Annotated in this window: 10 protein-coding genes and 1 tRNA gene; 8 read left to right on the forward strand and 3 right to left on the reverse strand. The window is 66.5% G+C overall.

Annotated elements, in window-relative coordinates:
* Positions 1–5: 5 nt before the first annotated feature.
* The 4 genes from pilQ to MasN3_RS03580 all read left to right on the forward strand — a co-directional run bounded on the left by pilQ (position 6) and on the right by MasN3_RS03580 (position 7,105).
* Entirely contained in the window at positions 6–2,207 is a 2,202-nt protein-coding gene (gene pilQ / locus MasN3_RS03565; RefSeq protein WP_370662328.1) for a type IV pilus secretin PilQ, read from the forward strand.
* A gap of 40 nt (positions 2,208–2,247) precedes the next feature.
* A complete protein-coding gene (locus tag MasN3_RS03570; protein ID WP_281912380.1) occupies positions 2,248–4,206 on the forward strand; it encodes an Ig-like domain-containing protein in 1,959 nt (652 codons plus the stop codon).
* Between the two features lie 122 nt (positions 4,207–4,328).
* The gene (gene aroKB, locus MasN3_RS03575; RefSeq protein ID WP_370662382.1) at positions 4,329–5,966 is read left to right on the forward strand and encodes a bifunctional shikimate kinase/3-dehydroquinate synthase AroKB; all 1,638 of its coding nucleotides are present in this window, start codon (positions 4,329–4,331) and stop codon (positions 5,964–5,966) included.
* A 5-nt stretch (positions 5,967–5,971) separates the two neighbouring features.
* Positions 5,972–7,105: a deoxyguanosinetriphosphate triphosphohydrolase gene (locus tag MasN3_RS03580; RefSeq protein ID WP_281914623.1), complete on the forward strand. Its 1,134-nt coding sequence runs from the start codon at positions 5,972–5,974 to the stop codon at positions 7,103–7,105.
* A 211-nt stretch (positions 7,106–7,316) separates the two neighbouring features.
* Here MasN3_RS03580 and mutY read toward each other — a convergent pair whose 3' ends face one another.
* Genes mutY through mutM form a run of 3 tightly spaced genes read right to left on the reverse strand, consistent with a single transcriptional unit; the run spans position 7,317 to position 11,177 of the window.
* The gene (gene mutY / locus MasN3_RS03585; protein ID WP_281912384.1) at positions 7,317–8,420 is read right to left on the reverse strand and encodes an A/G-specific adenine glycosylase; all 1,104 of its coding nucleotides are present in this window, start codon (positions 8,418–8,420) and stop codon (positions 7,317–7,319) included.
* The gene (locus MasN3_RS03590) at positions 8,417–10,324 is read right to left on the reverse strand and encodes a dynamin family protein (RefSeq protein ID WP_281912386.1); all 1,908 of its coding nucleotides are present in this window, start codon (positions 10,322–10,324) and stop codon (positions 8,417–8,419) included. The genes mutY and MasN3_RS03590 overlap by 4 nt, the downstream gene beginning before the upstream one ends.
* A gap of 19 nt (positions 10,325–10,343) precedes the next feature.
* Positions 10,344–11,177, reverse strand: coding sequence for a bifunctional DNA-formamidopyrimidine glycosylase/DNA-(apurinic or apyrimidinic site) lyase (gene mutM / locus MasN3_RS03595; RefSeq protein WP_281912388.1), 834 nt, complete (start codon positions 11,175–11,177; stop codon positions 10,344–10,346).
* A 116-nt stretch (positions 11,178–11,293) separates the two neighbouring features.
* Here mutM and MasN3_RS03600 point away from each other — a divergent pair, with 116 nt between their 5' ends.
* From MasN3_RS03600 to MasN3_RS03615, 4 genes are all read left to right on the forward strand, one after another.
* Positions 11,294–13,138, forward strand: a complete 1,845-nt coding sequence (locus tag MasN3_RS03600; protein ID WP_281912390.1) for a tetratricopeptide repeat protein — start codon at positions 11,294–11,296, stop codon at positions 13,136–13,138.
* A gap of 35 nt (positions 13,139–13,173) precedes the next feature.
* Positions 13,174–13,770 carry an outer membrane lipoprotein LolB gene (locus tag MasN3_RS03605; RefSeq protein ID WP_281912392.1) on the forward strand — a complete coding sequence of 199 codons (597 nt, stop codon included), beginning with the start codon at positions 13,174–13,176 and terminating at the stop codon, positions 13,768–13,770.
* Between the two features lie 5 nt (positions 13,771–13,775).
* Positions 13,776–14,669, forward strand: a complete 894-nt coding sequence (gene ispE / locus MasN3_RS03610; RefSeq protein ID WP_281912393.1) for a 4-(cytidine 5'-diphospho)-2-C-methyl-D-erythritol kinase — start codon at positions 13,776–13,778, stop codon at positions 14,667–14,669.
* Between the two features lie 72 nt (positions 14,670–14,741).
* Positions 14,742–14,818: transfer RNA gene (locus MasN3_RS03615), tRNA-Gln, on the forward strand.
* Positions 14,819–14,884: the final 66 nt, after the last annotated feature.

Raw genomic sequence — 14,884 nt, forward strand, 5'->3', positions numbered from 1 at the left:
CAGGCATGAACACGCACACCATTCGCACCTTCCGCATCGCCGTGCCGGCCTGGCTGGCGCGCTGCGCAGGGCCAACCCTTGCCGTCCTGATGACGCTGGCCGCCGGCGCCGCCCAGGCACAGGCGCCTGCGAATGCCATCGAGTCGATCACGGCCAACCAGCAGGGCGCCAACGTGGTCCTGAACATCGCCATGCGCGAAGCGCCGGCCAAGGCGCCGATCGGCTTCTCGATCACCAATCCGGCACGCATCGCGCTGGACTTCGGCGCCACCAGCAATGCCACCGGCAAGACCTCGCAGGACATCAACCTCGGCGACGTGCGCAGCCTGAACGTGGTGCAGGCCGGCCAGCGCACCCGCCTGGTGCTGAACATGGCGCGCGCGCTGAATTACGCCACCGCCATCGACGGCAAGTCGGTGATCGTCACCGTCGAAGGCTCGGGCGGCCTGGCCCAGGCCGTGAACGCCTCCGGCATGCCGGTCGCTTCAAACGCGCCCGCCGTTTCGGCCGGAAAACAACTGCTGCGCGACCTCGACTTCCGCCGCGGCAGCAACGGCGAAGGCCGCGTCGTGGTCGACCTGCCGAACGGCCAGGTCGGCGTCGACGTGCGCCAGGCCGGCAACCAGGTGATCGTCGACTTCCTGCGCACCGGCCTGCCGGAGACGCTGCGCCGCCGCCTCGACGTGACCGACTTCGGCACGCCGGTCTCGCGCATCACCACCGCGGCCCAGGGCGAGAACGTGCGCATGACCATCGACGCCCAAGGAGCATGGGAACAGTCGGTATACCAGAGCGACACCCAGCTGATCGTGGACGTGCGTCCGGTCAAGGAAGATCCGAACCGACCGGGCGGCAACGCTAGCGGCTACCGCGGCGAGAAGCTGTCCTTCAACTTCCAGAACGTCGAAGTGCGCGCCGCGCTGCAGGCGATCGCCGACATCTCGGGCCTGAACATCATCACCAGCGACTCCGTCACCGGCAACCTGACCCTGCGCCTGCGCGACGTGCCATGGGACCAGGCCCTGGACGTGGTCCTGCAGACCAAGGGCCTGGACATGCGCAAGAACGGCAACGTGCTGTGGATCGCGCCGCGCGAGGAACTGCTGACCAAGGAAAAGCTCGAGCTCGAGCAGCGCGCCCAGATCGCCGACCTCGAGCCGCTGCGCTCCGAGATCTTCCAGCTGAACTACCAGAAGGTCGAATCCTTCCGCACCGTGTTTGGCCTGGATGCGGACGGCGCCGCTTCCGCCGACACCGGCAACAGGAACCGCGTGCTGTCCAAGCGCGGCAGCGCCATCATCGATCCGCGCACCAACCAGCTGTTCGTGACCGACATCGCCTCCAAGATCGAGGACATCCGCAAGCTGATCCAGAAGACCGACGTCGCCTCCAAGCAGGTGCTGATCGAGGCGCGCCTGGTGGAAGCGAACGACGGCTTCTCGCGCAACCTCGGCGCCAAGCTGGGCTTCGCCGACCTGCGCACCCTGCGCGGCGGCGATTCGGGCTGGCAGGTCAAGGGCAACGAGCGCGTCGCGATCGGCGGCAACCTGACCGGCGTGGGCCAGGTCACCGGACAGACCCCGGACGAAGGCGACGGCTATACCAACACCACCATGGTCAACTTGCCGGCCGCGGCGATCGGCGGCGTGCCGGCCTCGTCGCTGGCCTTCAGCCTGTTCTCCTCGGCGGCCAACCGCTTCCTGAACCTGGAGCTGTCGGCCCTGGAAGCCGACGGCAAGGGCAAGATCATCTCGAGCCCGCGCGTGGTCACCGAAGACAAGCAGGTTGCCGTGATCGAGCAGGGCGTCGAGCTGCCGTTCCAGGTCGCCACCAGCAGCGGCGCGACCTCGATCACCTTCAAGAAGGCCAACCTGCGCCTGGAAGTGACGCCGCAGATCACCCCGGACGGCAACGTCGTGCTCGACGTCGACGTCAACAAGGATTCCAAGGGCGAGGAAACCCGCGCCGGCCCGGCGATCAACACCCAGCACGTCAAGACCAAGGTCATGGTCGAAAACGGCGGCACGGTGGTGCTGGGCGGTATCTACCAGCAGACCGAACGCAACAACGAAAGCAAGGTTCCGCTGCTGGGCGACGTGCCGGTACTCGGCTACCTGTTCAAGACGACCGGCCGCGAAAGCACCAAGACCGAACTGCTGGTGTTCATCACGCCGAAGATCGTGACGGACGCGGCTGCAGGACGCTGAACCGCAAACCCCCCTCAATAATCAAAACAACGAGCGTCACATGAAAGAGAAAAACAACTATGTACGCGGCAGCCTGGCGCTGTTGCTGGCGGCAGCGCTGTCGGCCTGCGGCGGCGGTGGCGGAAATCCCGGCGTCACGAGCGGCGGTGGCAGCGGTTCCGGCGGCACCGGTGGAACACCGGGGACGCCGGCAGTACCGGCCGCGCCGACGGTGGCGGTCAGCTTCGTCAACGCGAGCGGCCAGGCCAGCAATTCGCTGAGCGGCGCCACCCCGCTGACCGTGCGCGCGCTGGTGCGCGACCAGGCCGGCAAGCCAGTGCCGAATGCGCTTGTCTCCTTCGCTACCGATCCCCAACTGGCGGTATTCTCGCCGACGGCCGGCACCAGCCTGACCGATGCCAACGGCGTCGCGACGGTGACCCTGCGTGCCGCCAGCCTGTCGGCGGGCGGCGCTGGGAAGGTAACGGCGACGACAGCCATCGCCGGCACGACGATCACCAGTGAAGGCAATTATTCGGTCGGTGCCACTGCGCTCACCTTCAGTACGCTACGTCTGTCGCAGTCGAGCATTTCCGCGTATGGTTCGACCGAAGTGTCGGTCGATGTGCTGGCGAATGGCGCGCCCTACACCGCACAGTCGGTTAACGTGCGTTTCAGCTCCGCCTGTGCTACCGCCGGCAAGGCGACGCTGGCTGCCACCACGCCGACCAATCAGGGCAAGGCCATGGTGGTCTACCGTGACCAAGGCTGCGGAAACGACGATACCATCACTGCGTCGGCCGACGGTGTCACTACTTCCGTGAGTGAAACGCTCAAGATTGCGGCCCCAGCTGCGGCTTCGGTCCAGTTCGTTTCGGCCGCGCCAATGGAAAAATCGATCGTAATTCGCGGCCAGGGCGGTATTAGCCGAACCGAGACCGCTACCTTGCGTTATCGGGTGTTTGACATCTTCGATCGGCCGCTGGTGGGGCAGCGCGTCGACTTCTCGGTAGTGCCCAACGGCGTGGTCACTCTCAACAAGACCAGCGATACGACCGACCAGAACGGCGAAGTCATCACAACGGTCAACTCGCTCGATATGGCGACCACGTTCCGCATCCAGGCCACGTTGCCCCAAACAGCCACGGCCACGCGCCCCAACATTTCCACCTTGTCGGACTCGATCGTTGTCACGACCGGCCTTCCGGTACAGCGCTCGCTATCCTTGAGCACCTCGGTATCCAACGTGGAAGGCTGGCGTGATAGCGGCACTAACACGCCGGCAAGCGTGGTGAGTATCCTTCTGGCCGACCAGTCAGGCAACCCGGTCGCTGATGGCACGCCCATCGTGTTCCAGACCAACCTGGGCGCAATCGGTTCTTCGAATAAAGGCGGTTGTACGACCGTTAACGGTGGATGCTCGGTGGATTTCCGCGTCCAGGAGCCGCGCGTCGCACAGCCAAATACGCCTGCCACCCCGTGCAATACGCTTCCAGGGGGTAGCTCTGACAGTCTGCGTCCAGGCTTGGCAACGATTTGTGCCAGTACGACTGACGGCACGAATACGCAGTTCGGAAAAACGAGCATCTTTTTTAGCAGCGGCTACGCTGAGAACATTTTCATGAACGGTTCAGCCACCGCATTGCCGAACCGGACGGTGGAAATCGGCCCGGTCCCGTCAGCGAATCCCTTGGTATTTACACTGCAGCTGAATGACCTGAACCTGAACCCCTTACCGGCCGGATCGACCGTCCAGGTGACCGCCGCCCTCAATGCCACCGCGGTCGGTGTAGTTCCAGCGATCGTGCCCGACATGCTGCCGCACAATGCAGCAGGCGTGGACGACCACACGGGCAGCACGGTCAGCGGGCCCCAAGGCTCGACCCATCGATTCACCATCAGCAGCACAGCACCGACGCCATGTGTTGCTTCCAGCGTGGCCAGCTTCGATGTGACTGTCACCACGCCGAAAGGCCGCACCACCTCGATTCCGTTCAGGGTGACGTTCAGCTGCCCGTAAGCGTTTGACGCGACGGTTTGACGCAAAAAGAGACGGCCAGTCTATACTGGCCGTCTTTTTTCATTTCTGCGGACCTGGCAGTGCCTCATCCCAAGAACAACAACATTTTCCTGGTCGGCCTGATGGGGGCGGGGAAGACCACCATCGGACGCCAGCTGGCGCGCAAGCTCGGCATGCGTTTCGTCGATTCCGACCACGAGATCGAAGCGCGCACCGGCGCCTCGATCCCCTGGATCTTCGAGATCGAGGGCGAGGACAGTTTTCGCCGCCGCGAAGCGGACATGATCCGCGAGCTGAGCGCCCAGGACGGCCTGGTGCTGGCCACCGGCGGCGGCGCCGTGCTCAATCCCGCCAGCCGCGCGCTGCTGGCCGAGCGCGGCACCGTGGTCTACCTGCGCGCCTCGATCGGCAGCATCCTGCAGCGCACCGCGCACGACAAGAACCGACCGCTGCTGCAAACCGCCGATCCGCGCGCCAAACTCGAGGAATTGCTGGCCCAGCGCGACCCGCTGTACCGCGAGATCGCGGACCTCGTCATCGATACCGGCCGACCTAACGTACAATCGATGGTACAGATCATTTTGGATCAGCTCGCCGCGCAGGAAGCCGCCTATGCGTCCGCCCGTGCGCGCCGGCTGGCAAGCGACCCGATGAACGCAATGAACCAAGCCGCACCCACCATCCTCAACGTCGACCTGGGCGAACGCAGCTACCCGATCACGATTGGCCCCACTCTGCTGGACGACGGCGTGCTGCTGGCGCGCCACATCGACGGCAGCAAGGCCGCGATCGTCACCAACACCACCGTGGCGCCGCTCTACCTGGCGCGCGTGGCCGGCGCCCTGCGCGCCGCCGGGCGCGACGTGGTCGAGATCATCCTGCCGGACGGCGAGGAGCACAAGAACTGGGCTTCGCTCAATCTGGTGTTCGACGCGCTGCTCGAACACAAGTGCGACCGCAAGACCACCATCGTGGCGCTGGGCGGCGGCGTGATCGGCGACCTGGCCGGCTTCGCAGCAAGCAGCTACATGCGCGGCGTGCCCTTCGTGCAGGTGCCGACCACGCTGCTGTCCCAGGTCGATTCCTCGGTGGGCGGCAAGACCGGCATCAACCACCCGCTCGGCAAGAACATGATCGGCGCCTTCTACCAGCCGCGCGCCGTCATCGCCGATACCGCCACCCTCGACACCCTGCCGTCGCGCGAACTGGCGGCCGGCCTGGCCGAGGTGATCAAGCACGGCGCTATCCTGGATGCCGCCTACTTCGAGTGGATCGAGGCCAACATCGCCAAGCTGGTGGCGCGCGAGCCGGAGGCGATGGCCTACGCGATCGCGCGCTCCTGCGAAATCAAGGCCGAGGTCGTGCGCAAGGACGAGCGCGAAGGCGGCCTGCGCGCGGTGCTCAATTTCGGCCACACCTTCGGCCACGCGATCGAGGCCGGCCTGGGCTTCGGCACCTGGCTGCACGGCGAAGCCGTCGGCTGCGGCATGGTGATGGCGGCCGACCTGTCGGCGCGCCTCGGCCTGATCGACGCGGCCACCGTGGAGCGCGTGCGCGCCCTGGTGCAGGCGGCCGGCCTGCCGACCGTGGCGCCGGACCTCGGCCACGATCGCTGGATCGAGCTGATGGCGGTGGACAAGAAGAACGAGGGCGGGGCGATCAAGTTCATCCTGCTCAAGCCGCTGGGCAGCCCGTCGATCACGACGGCGCCGCCGGAGGTCCTGCGGGCGACCCTCGACGCCTGCGTCGCCAAGGAGTAGACATGATGGACTTCGACGCACGCCTCGCCCCGTATGCAGCCCATTCGTCGAAGTCGCGCGGCCGCACCCACATCGAGCCGCCGGCTGGGTCGCGCAGCGAGTTCCAGCGCGACCGCGACCGCATCATCCACTCGACCGCCTTCCGCCGGCTCGAGTACAAGACCCAGGTTTTCCTGAACCACGAGGGCGACCTGTTCCGCACCCGGCTCACGCACTCGATCGAGGTGGCCCAGATCGGCCGCACGCTGGCGCGCAGCCTGGCGCTGAACGAAGACCTGGTCGAAGCCACTGCGCTGGCGCACGACCTCGGCCACACGCCCTTCGGCCACGTGGGCCAGGACGTGCTCAACGAGTGCATGAAGGATTACGGCGGCTTCGAGCACAACCTGCAGAGCCTGCGCGTGGTGGACGAGCTGGAAGAGCACTACGGCGCCTTCGACGGCCTCAACCTCACCTTCGAGACGCGCGAAGGCATCCTCAAGCACTGTTCGCTGGCGAACGCCCGCCAACTGGGCGAGCTCGGGCACCGTTTCATGGAGCGCAGCCAGCCCAGCCTGGAAGCCCAGCTGACCAACCTGGCCGACGAGATCGCCTATAACAACCACGACATCGACGATGGCCTGCGTTCCGGCCTGCTCACGATGGCGCAGATGGAAGAGGTGGAGCTGTTCGCGCGCCACCGGCATACGGTGGAAACCCAGTATCCGGGCCTGCCGGGACGGCGCGCGCTGTACGAGACGATCCGCCTGATGATCACGGCGATGACGGCCGACCTGGTCGAGACCTCGAGGGCACTGTTGCAGGAAGCGGCGCCGAAGGACATCGACGCCGTGCGCGCCGCGCCGCCCCTGATCCGCTTCTCGCCGCAGATGCGCGCGGAGACCACGGCCCTGAAACGCTTCCTGTACGCGAACCTGTACCGGCACTTCCAGGTGAACCGCATGCGCGTGAAGGCCAGCCGCATCGTGCGCGAGCTGTTCGAGGCCTTCCTGCTTGACCCGGTGCTGCTGCCGAACGACTACCAGGTGGAAGGCGACCCGATGCGTCAGGCGCGCAAGATCGCGGATTACATCGCGGGGATGACCGACCGGTATGCGATCCGGGAGCATCGGCGCATCTTCTCGCTCGATCACTTCTGAGTCAAAGTCGTCGATTATTCGTAGGGTGGGCGGCTCTACCCGATGAACATGTCGGGCCGCTCCGTATGCGCCGCCCACGCGTTCAAACCACGTCAATGCGGCCCGCGCGTCTGTTCTTCCACTTGCTGAATGCGTGGGCGGCCTGATCGTTCGTGCTGATCGTATCGTCGGGTGGAGTCCATAGATACGAACACCGGCTTGCGCCGCGGAGTTACCCGAACAGGCCCGGCGTCCCCAGCTCCTGCAGCAGCTTCTTGACCGGCGCCGGCAGCGGCGCCTCGCCGATCGCATGCAGGTCCCACCACAGGTGCCTGCCGGTCGCGCTTCCCCGTGCAGCCAGCGTCACCTGCCACGGCGCGATGTGCAGCTTGTAGTGGGTGAACACGTGCACCAGCGGCCTGAGCGCCTGCACCTCGTCCACCGTCCCGAACTGCGCCGCGGCCGTGGCGACTTCAAGCGATGACACGGCATCCACGTCCACCGCCAGGTGCCCGTCGACCTCCGGCAGCGACATCAGCCCGCCCCAGATCCCGGTGCCGGGGCGCTGCTCCAGCAGCACCTGCCCGCGGTCGATCAGCACCAAGAGCGCGGCGCGCTTTTCCGGCGTGGCCTTCTTCGGCTTGCGGATCGGCAGTTCCGCCGTGCGCCCGGTTGCATAAGCGACGCAGCGTGCCTGCAGCGGGCAGCGCCCGCAATCGGGGCGGCTGCGCGTGCACAGCGTCGCACCGAGGTCCATCAATCCCTGCGTGTACGACTCGATGCCCTGTTCCGGCAGCAGCGCGTCGGCGCGGCGCCACAGCGCATCCTCGACCCGCTTCTCGCTCGGATACTGGTCGATGCCGAACACCCGCGCGAACACGCGCTTGACGTTCCCGTCCAGGATCGCGGCGCGCGCGCCGGAAGAAAACGCGGCGATCGCCGCCGCGGTCGAGCGGCCGATGCCGGGCAGCTCGGCCAGCAGGGCCGGGTCGCTCGGGAACACGCCGCCGTAGTCCTGCGCCACGCGCTTGGCGCAGGCATGCAGGTTGCGCGCCCGGGTGTAGTAACCCAGGCCGCTCCAGTGCGCCATCACGTCCTCGCTCGGCGCCTCGGCCAGGGCCTGCACGGTAGGGAAGCGCTCCAGGAAGCGCGCGTAGTAGCCGAGCACCGCCGCCACCTGGGTCTGCTGCAGCATGATCTCGGACAGCCAGATGCGGTAGGCGTCGGTGGTGTTCTGCCAGGGCAGGGTATGGCGGCCGTGGCTGCGCTGCCAGTCGATCACCGCTTGTGAGAAAGTCGGGTCGGCCAGCTGGTCGAATTCGGTAAGGCGTTTCACGTTGCTTCTTTCTCCAGATCTGCGGCGAGCTGCTCCGCCATGCCCGCCAGCCGCGCGCGGGTGCCGTCCCAGTCCTGGCGGGTGCCTTCGAAGGCGGCAATCTTCTGTTCCAGGCTGTCGGTGGCGTCGTGGATGCGCTGGATCGAGGCCTGGCGGTGGCGCAGCTGGTCGCGGTGCTGGCGGATCGCCGTCTCGAGCGGGGCCATGATCACCTTCAGCCAGGCTTCGGCCTCCAGGTTGGCGGCGCGGAAAACGTGGCGCACGCGCGAGGCGATCGAGTCGAAGAAGCGCTCGAGCAGGGTGGCGCGGCTGGTCATGAGCAGGGTCGCGGTGCCGAACTGCTTGAGGAACAGCGCTTCCACCTCATCGAGCTCGTGCCGGTAGCGATCGAGCGACAGCGACATCGGGCTGCTCAGGGACAGGCCGTGCTCGCTTGAAAACTTGCGGACCATGCTGTCCATCATGGCGCCGATCTCGCCGACCTTGCCCGATGACGCGTCCAGGTTGGCCCGCATCGCCTCGAAATAGCTGCGCACCGGGGCCCGCATGCCGGTGGCGAAGCGCGCCGCCTGCATGGCCGCGCGTACGGCAATGGTGTGTTCCTGCACGGCGTCCATGCCCAGCGTCGAGTACAGCTCGGTGGACAGGCGCGCGAACACCGCGCGCGTGCCCTGCAGCTTGAGCAGGCTGGCGTCGAATTCCTTCTTTTCCAGCTCGACGCGGCGCACCATGTGGGCGATCACGCCCTGGTTCTTGCCGCGCAGGCTTTTCAGTTCCTGCAGCTGCTCGACCAGGTCGCGCATGCGCGCCGCGCCCAGAGCCTGCCGGCCGGCGGACAAGACCTCGAGGTCCTCGCGCAGCTGGCGCGCGACGATGGCGCGGCGTGCCGGAACCAGGTCGTGGAACAGCGCGGCCTCCAGCAGGCCCAGGCGGCTTTTCTCGAACAGGGCCATGTCGCCGTTGATCTTGCCGACCAGGGCCTTCTGCGCCGACACCGGGTACACGCGTGCGGCGTCCAGGCCGAGCAGCTGGGCGGCATCGTGCTGCTGGCGTGCGATTTCGGCCTCGTTCTCCTGCGGCGAGCGCAGTTCGTCCCACATGGCGTCGATCTTGTTCAGTACCGCCAGCCGTCCGGGGCCGGCGCCGATGTGCGTGCGCCAGACGTCGATGTCGCTCCGGGTGACGCCGGTGTCTGCAGCCAGCACGAACAGCACCGCGTGCGCATTCGGGATCAGCTTGAGGGTCAGCTCCGGCTCGGTGCCGATCGCGTTCAGGCCCGGCGTGTCGAGGATTACCAGGCCCTGTTTCAACAGCGGATGCGGCAGGTTGATGATGGCATGGCGCCAGCGCGGGATCTCGACCGTGCCGTCCGCGCCCAGGCTGGACGCCAGGTCCGGGTCTTCCGGATCCCACAGCCCGTATTCCTGCGCTTCGGCCGATGACACGCGGCGCGTCTGGCTCACCTGGCGGAAGGCTTCGCTCATGCGCTCCGGAGCGTCGAGCTCGAGCGGCAGCACGGTCCAGGCAGCGGCGTCCTCACGGAAATCGCTGGTGGACAGGTGCCCGCGCCGGGTCTCGATCGGCAGCAGGCGGATGCAGGGCGGCAGCGCCGCGTCGTACAGCAGCTCGGTCGGGCACATGGTGGTGCGCCCGGCGCTGGACGGCAGGATGCGCTGGCCGTAGTCGGCGAAGAAGATCGCGTTGATCAGCTCGGTCTTCCCGCGCGAGAACTCGGCAACAAAAGCCACCGACAGGCGGTCGTCGCGCAGGCGCGCCAGGGCCCGCTCGAGCTGCTGCTCGCCGGCGCCGTCGATCAGCGCGGCCTCGCGCAGCGCGGCGCCGTAGCCTTCCAGCTGCTCTACGACGGCGGCGCGCCAGGCGCCATACTGTTGAAAATCCTGCATCGTTGTCTAGTCGTTACGTTCAGCGCTGGCACTGCACGCAGTAGAAGGTCGAACGCTGGCCCTGCTTGATCTGGCGGACCGGCGACCCACAGTTGCGGCAGGGAACTCCTGCACGATCATAGACGAAATATGTCTGCTGGAAATACCCAGATTGCCCGTTTACCGCAATAAAGTCGCGCAGCGTGCTGCCGCCCTGCACGATGGCGGCCGCCAGGATGTCCTTGATGGCCTCGGCCAGCCGGTCATAGCGGGCGCGGCTGATGCGCGCGGCCGGCGTCTTCGGGTTGATCCCGGCGCGAAACAGGCTTTCGCAGGCGTAGATGTTGCCGACCCCGACCACGATGTCGCCCGCCAGCAGCACCTGCTTGATCGGCGCATTGCGCTTGCGCGTCGCGCGCCACAGGAGTTCGCCCGTAAAACCCTCGCCCAGCGGCTCCACGCCCAGGCCGCGCAGCAGCAGGTGCTCCTCCAGTTCGCCCTCGTCCTTGCCATGCCAGAGCACGGCGCCGAAGCGGCGCGGGTCGTGCAGGCGCAATACCTGCCGGCCCTCCGGGCCGGTCACGACGAGATCGAAGTGGTCATGCTTGCGCGGCTCGATCCCCGGCGGCAGCACGCGCAGGTGGCCGGACATCCCGAGGTGGACGATCAGGGTGCCGTGCTCGAATTCGATCAGCAGGTACTTGCCGCGGCGGCCGGTAGCAATGATGCGGCGGCCCGCCAGCAATTCGGACAAACCGGGCGGGAAGGGCCAGCGCAGGCCTTCGCGGCGCAAGACCGCCTGCTCGACGATGCGGCCTTCGATATGGGGCGCGACACCGCGCCGGGTGACTTCTACTTCTGGCAGTTCAGGCATTGGGGGTAGGGGAGTGGTGTAAATTCTTAGGCAGCCATTAAGCAAAACGCGCTGCAGTGCACGCGGGCGCATGCTTGAGCGTAGAATCAGAGACAACATCTCAGAATGGACTTGCCTTGAAAAACGCTTTCGTCATTGTAACCCTCTCCAGCATCCTGGCGGCATGCGCTGTCGCGCCGGGGCAGCAAACCGCACGGCAGGCCGCGCCCGGGGCCGCGAGCGTCACCTCGGACACCCCGCTGGCCGACGCCGAAGCGCAGTCCGGTGACGCCGACACCGCGCAGGCGGACGAGGAGGAGCTCGAGGCGAAAGCCCGGGCCGAGGTGGAAGCGCGGCTGCCGAAGGTGGAGCTGACCAGCAGCATGCTGAACCAGTTACTTAAGGCCGAGTTTGCATTCCGCAAGGGTGACTGGCAGGGCCCGTATCTCACCATGCTGTCGCTGGCCCAGCAGACGCGCGACCCGCGCCTGGCGCGCCGCGCGGCCGAGATGGCGGTGGCCGCGCGCCAGGCCGACGACACCTTGGCCGCGGTGCGCCTGTGGCGCGAGCTCGACCCGAAGTCGGACGAGGCAACCCAGTACTTCGTCGGCATGGTGGTCACCTCGGACAATATTGCCGACGTCGAACCGATCTTCGTGGAGCGCCTGAAGGAAGCGCCGCCGGACAAGCGCGGCGTGTTGCTGTTCCAGATCCAGCAGCTGCTCGGCCGCGCCAAGGACAAGGACGCGGCCAATGCCATGCTCGAGCGCGTCATCGCCCCCTACAACAACACCTTTGAAGCGCATATCGTGCGCGCCCAGGCGGCATTGGGGCGCGGCGACAAGGCTGCGGCCCTGGAAGCGGCCAAGGCCGCCCTGGCCGCCAAGCCGGACTCCGAAATCGCGGTGCTGATGATGGCCCAGGTCATCGAGGACGACGCAAAAATCGCCCCGATGCTGGAAGCCTTCCTGAAAACCCATCCGCAGGCGCGCGAAGTGCGCGCCGCGCACGCCCGGGTCCTGGTCAACCAGAAGCAGTATCCCGAGGCGCGCGCCCAGTTCGAGACCCTGCTCAAGGGACGTCCGGACGATGCCGGCAACCTGTACGCGCTGGGCGTGCTGGCCACCCAGATGAACGACGCCAAGGCTGCCGAAGGCTATTTCACCCGCTTCGTCGAGGTGCTCGGCCGCAATCCGGAAGACGAGCGCGACCCGACCCGGGCGCTCTTGATCCTGGCCCAGATCGCGGACGAGCGCGGCGATGTCCCGGGCGCACTGGCCTGGCTCGACAAGGTGCCGGCCGGCACCGACCCTGAGCTGCTGTTCAGCGCCCAGCTGCGCCGCGCCCAATTGATGGCCAAGCAGGGCGACCTGGCGGGCGGGCGCAAGCTGCTGGCCCGCCTGAAGCCGGCCGAGCCGGCGCAGCAGGCCCAGGTGGCGGTGACCGAAGTGCAGCTGCTGCGCGACGCCGGCCGTCTGCTGGAAGCCTATACGCTGATGGAGACCGCCGCCAAGCGCTTCCCGAAGAACCCGGACCTGCTGTACGACTACGCCCTGCTGGCCGAAAAGATCGGCCGTGTCGAGGTGATGGAAAAGCTGCTGCGCGAGGTGATGGCGCTGGCGCCGGACAATCACCATGCCTACAACGCCCTCGGCTATTCGCTGGCCGAACGCAATGTCCGTCTGCAGGAAGCCTACACCCTGATCGCCAGGGCGCTCGAGATGGCGCCGGGCGACCCCTTCATCATGGACAGCATGGGCTGGGTCCAGTACCGGCTGGGCAAGCTGGACGAGGCCGAAAAATACCTGCGCAATGCCTATGCGCTGCGGCGCGACCCGGAAATCGCCGTGCACCTGGGCGAGGTGCTGTTCCAGAAGGGGCAGCAGGCGGCCGCGCAGGAGTTGTGGCGCGAGGCGCGCGCCAAGGACCCGCAGAACGACACCCTGCGCAGCACGCTGGCGCGCCTGCGCCAGAGCTTGTGAAATAATCCAGGTTTTCGATCCTGCCCCATTTGCCGATGCCGATTACCCGACGCCTGTTCCTGTTCGCCTGCGCTGCCATCCTTGCCGGCTGTGCCACTACCAGCTCCAACGTCGCCACCGTGGGCGCCTACCGCGACAGCATCGACCTGAGCGGCCGCTTGTCGGTGAACTACCAGAAGGAGGGCAGGCAGGAATCCCTGACCGGCAATTACGACTGGACACAGCGTCCGGGCCGCGTCGACGTCACGCTGGCCAACCCGCTGGGCCAGACCATTGCCACCATTGAAGTCACGCCGAAATCCGCAACGCTGACCCAGTCGGGCCGCGCGCCGGTGAGCGAAGCCGATATCGACACGCTGACCCAGCGCACCCTGGGCTGGCCGCTGCCGGTGGCCGGGCTGCGCGACTGGCTGCAGGGCTATGCCGTGGACGGCCAGGGCCAGCGCTTCGTCGCCTCGCCAGCGCGCAACGAGGTCCTTACCAGGGATGGCTGGCGCTTGCGCTTCGTCGAGTGGCAAGACCCGAACGCTGCCCAGCCAGCGCCGCGCGTGATCCATGCCGAGCGCGCCGCGGCGGGAGACATCCAGGACCTGCAGATCCGTATCGTCGTCAATCCGGCAGGGCAGGGATAAGATTCATGCGTTCGCTTCACCATTGCCTGGCTCCGGCCAAGCTCAACCTGTTCCTGCACGTCACCGGCCGCCGCGCCGACGGCTACCACCTGCTGCAAAGCGTGTTCCAGCTGATCGACCACGGCGACACCCTGCATTTCGATCTGCGCGACGATGAACGCATCGTGCGCAAGACCGAGGTGCCGGGCGTGCCGCCGGACCAGGACCTGATCGTGCGCGCGCTGCGCCTGCTGCAGAAGGAATATGCGCGCCGCCATGGCCGCCTGCCGCCGGGCATCGAGGTCGCGATCGAGAAGGTCCTGCCGATGGGCGGCGGGCTGGGCGGTGGCTCCTCGGATGCCGCGACCGCGCTGATGGCGGCCAACCACCTGTGGCGGGCCGGGTTGACGCAACAGGAACTGATGGACCTGGGGTTGCCGCTCGGCGCCGACATTCCCTTCTTCCTGTTCGGCGAGACCGCGTTTGTGGAAGGGGTGGGCGAAGCCCTGCGCGCGGTACCCGGCCCGGACTGCTGGTACGTGGTGCTGGAGCCGGGCGTTACGGTGCCTACCCCGGCAATTTTTTCCGCGCACGATTTGACGCGGGATACGAAGCCCGTTACAATAGCGGACTTTTCCAGCAGCCTCGCTGTTTCAGGCAAGCAGATTGGCTTCGGGAAAAATGATTTGCAGGACGTGGCTGAGCGCCTGTTCCCGCCGGTAGCAGAGGCGGTGAAATGGTTGAGCGGTTACGGCGATGCCAGGATGACTGGCTCGGGGGCATGTGTGTTTTGTGCCTTCTCCGGCGAGCGCGAAGCGGACCAGGTTCTGGCACAAGTGCCGGCACGGTGGAAAGCATGGAAAGCGCATTCGCTGACGAGCCACCCGATGAAATCGCTCTTGCAAATCAACGAGTTGTAGAATAAAATTTTGCCTGTCGCGACGTTAGACGTTAAAATACGTAGAATGTAACGGCAAGCAGTTCAGTCGTGTAGGGGAATCGCCAAGTTGGTTAAGGCACCGGATTTTGATTCCGGCATTCCAAGGTTCGAATCCTTGTTCCCCTGCCAAAGTTTTCCCGGCTGTCGAGGCATGATCCTCCAGCGGGATAGACAGCGGTGCAGCGTTCGGCCTGC

The sequence above is a fragment of the Massilia varians genome, from assembly GCF_027923905.1.
GTDB classification, from domain to species: domain Bacteria; phylum Pseudomonadota; class Gammaproteobacteria; order Burkholderiales; family Burkholderiaceae_D; genus Telluria; species Telluria varians_B.

Bases quoted from the DNA above. Each gene is read 5' to 3' on its own strand.
- pilQ (WP_370662328.1), top strand. From the start codon at position 6: ATGAACACGCACACCATTCGCACCTTCCGCATCGCCGTGCCGGCCTGG.
- MasN3_RS03570 (WP_281912380.1), top strand. From the start codon at position 2,248: ATGAAAGAGAAAAACAACTATGTACGCGGCAGCCTGGCGCTGTTGCTG.
- aroKB (WP_370662382.1), top strand. From the start codon at position 4,329: ATGGGGGCGGGGAAGACCACCATCGGACGCCAGCTGGCGCGCAAGCTC.
- MasN3_RS03580 (WP_281914623.1), top strand. From the start codon at position 5,972: ATGGACTTCGACGCACGCCTCGCCCCGTATGCAGCCCATTCGTCGAAG.
- MasN3_RS03590 (WP_281912386.1), bottom strand. From the start codon at position 10,324: ATGCAGGATTTTCAACAGTATGGCGCCTGGCGCGCCGCCGTCGTAGAG.
- mutM (WP_281912388.1), bottom strand. From the start codon at position 11,177: ATGCCTGAACTGCCAGAAGTAGAAGTCACCCGGCGCGGTGTCGCGCCC.
- MasN3_RS03605 (WP_281912392.1), top strand. From the start codon at position 13,174: ATGCCGATTACCCGACGCCTGTTCCTGTTCGCCTGCGCTGCCATCCTT.
- ispE (WP_281912393.1), top strand. From the start codon at position 13,776: ATGCGTTCGCTTCACCATTGCCTGGCTCCGGCCAAGCTCAACCTGTTC.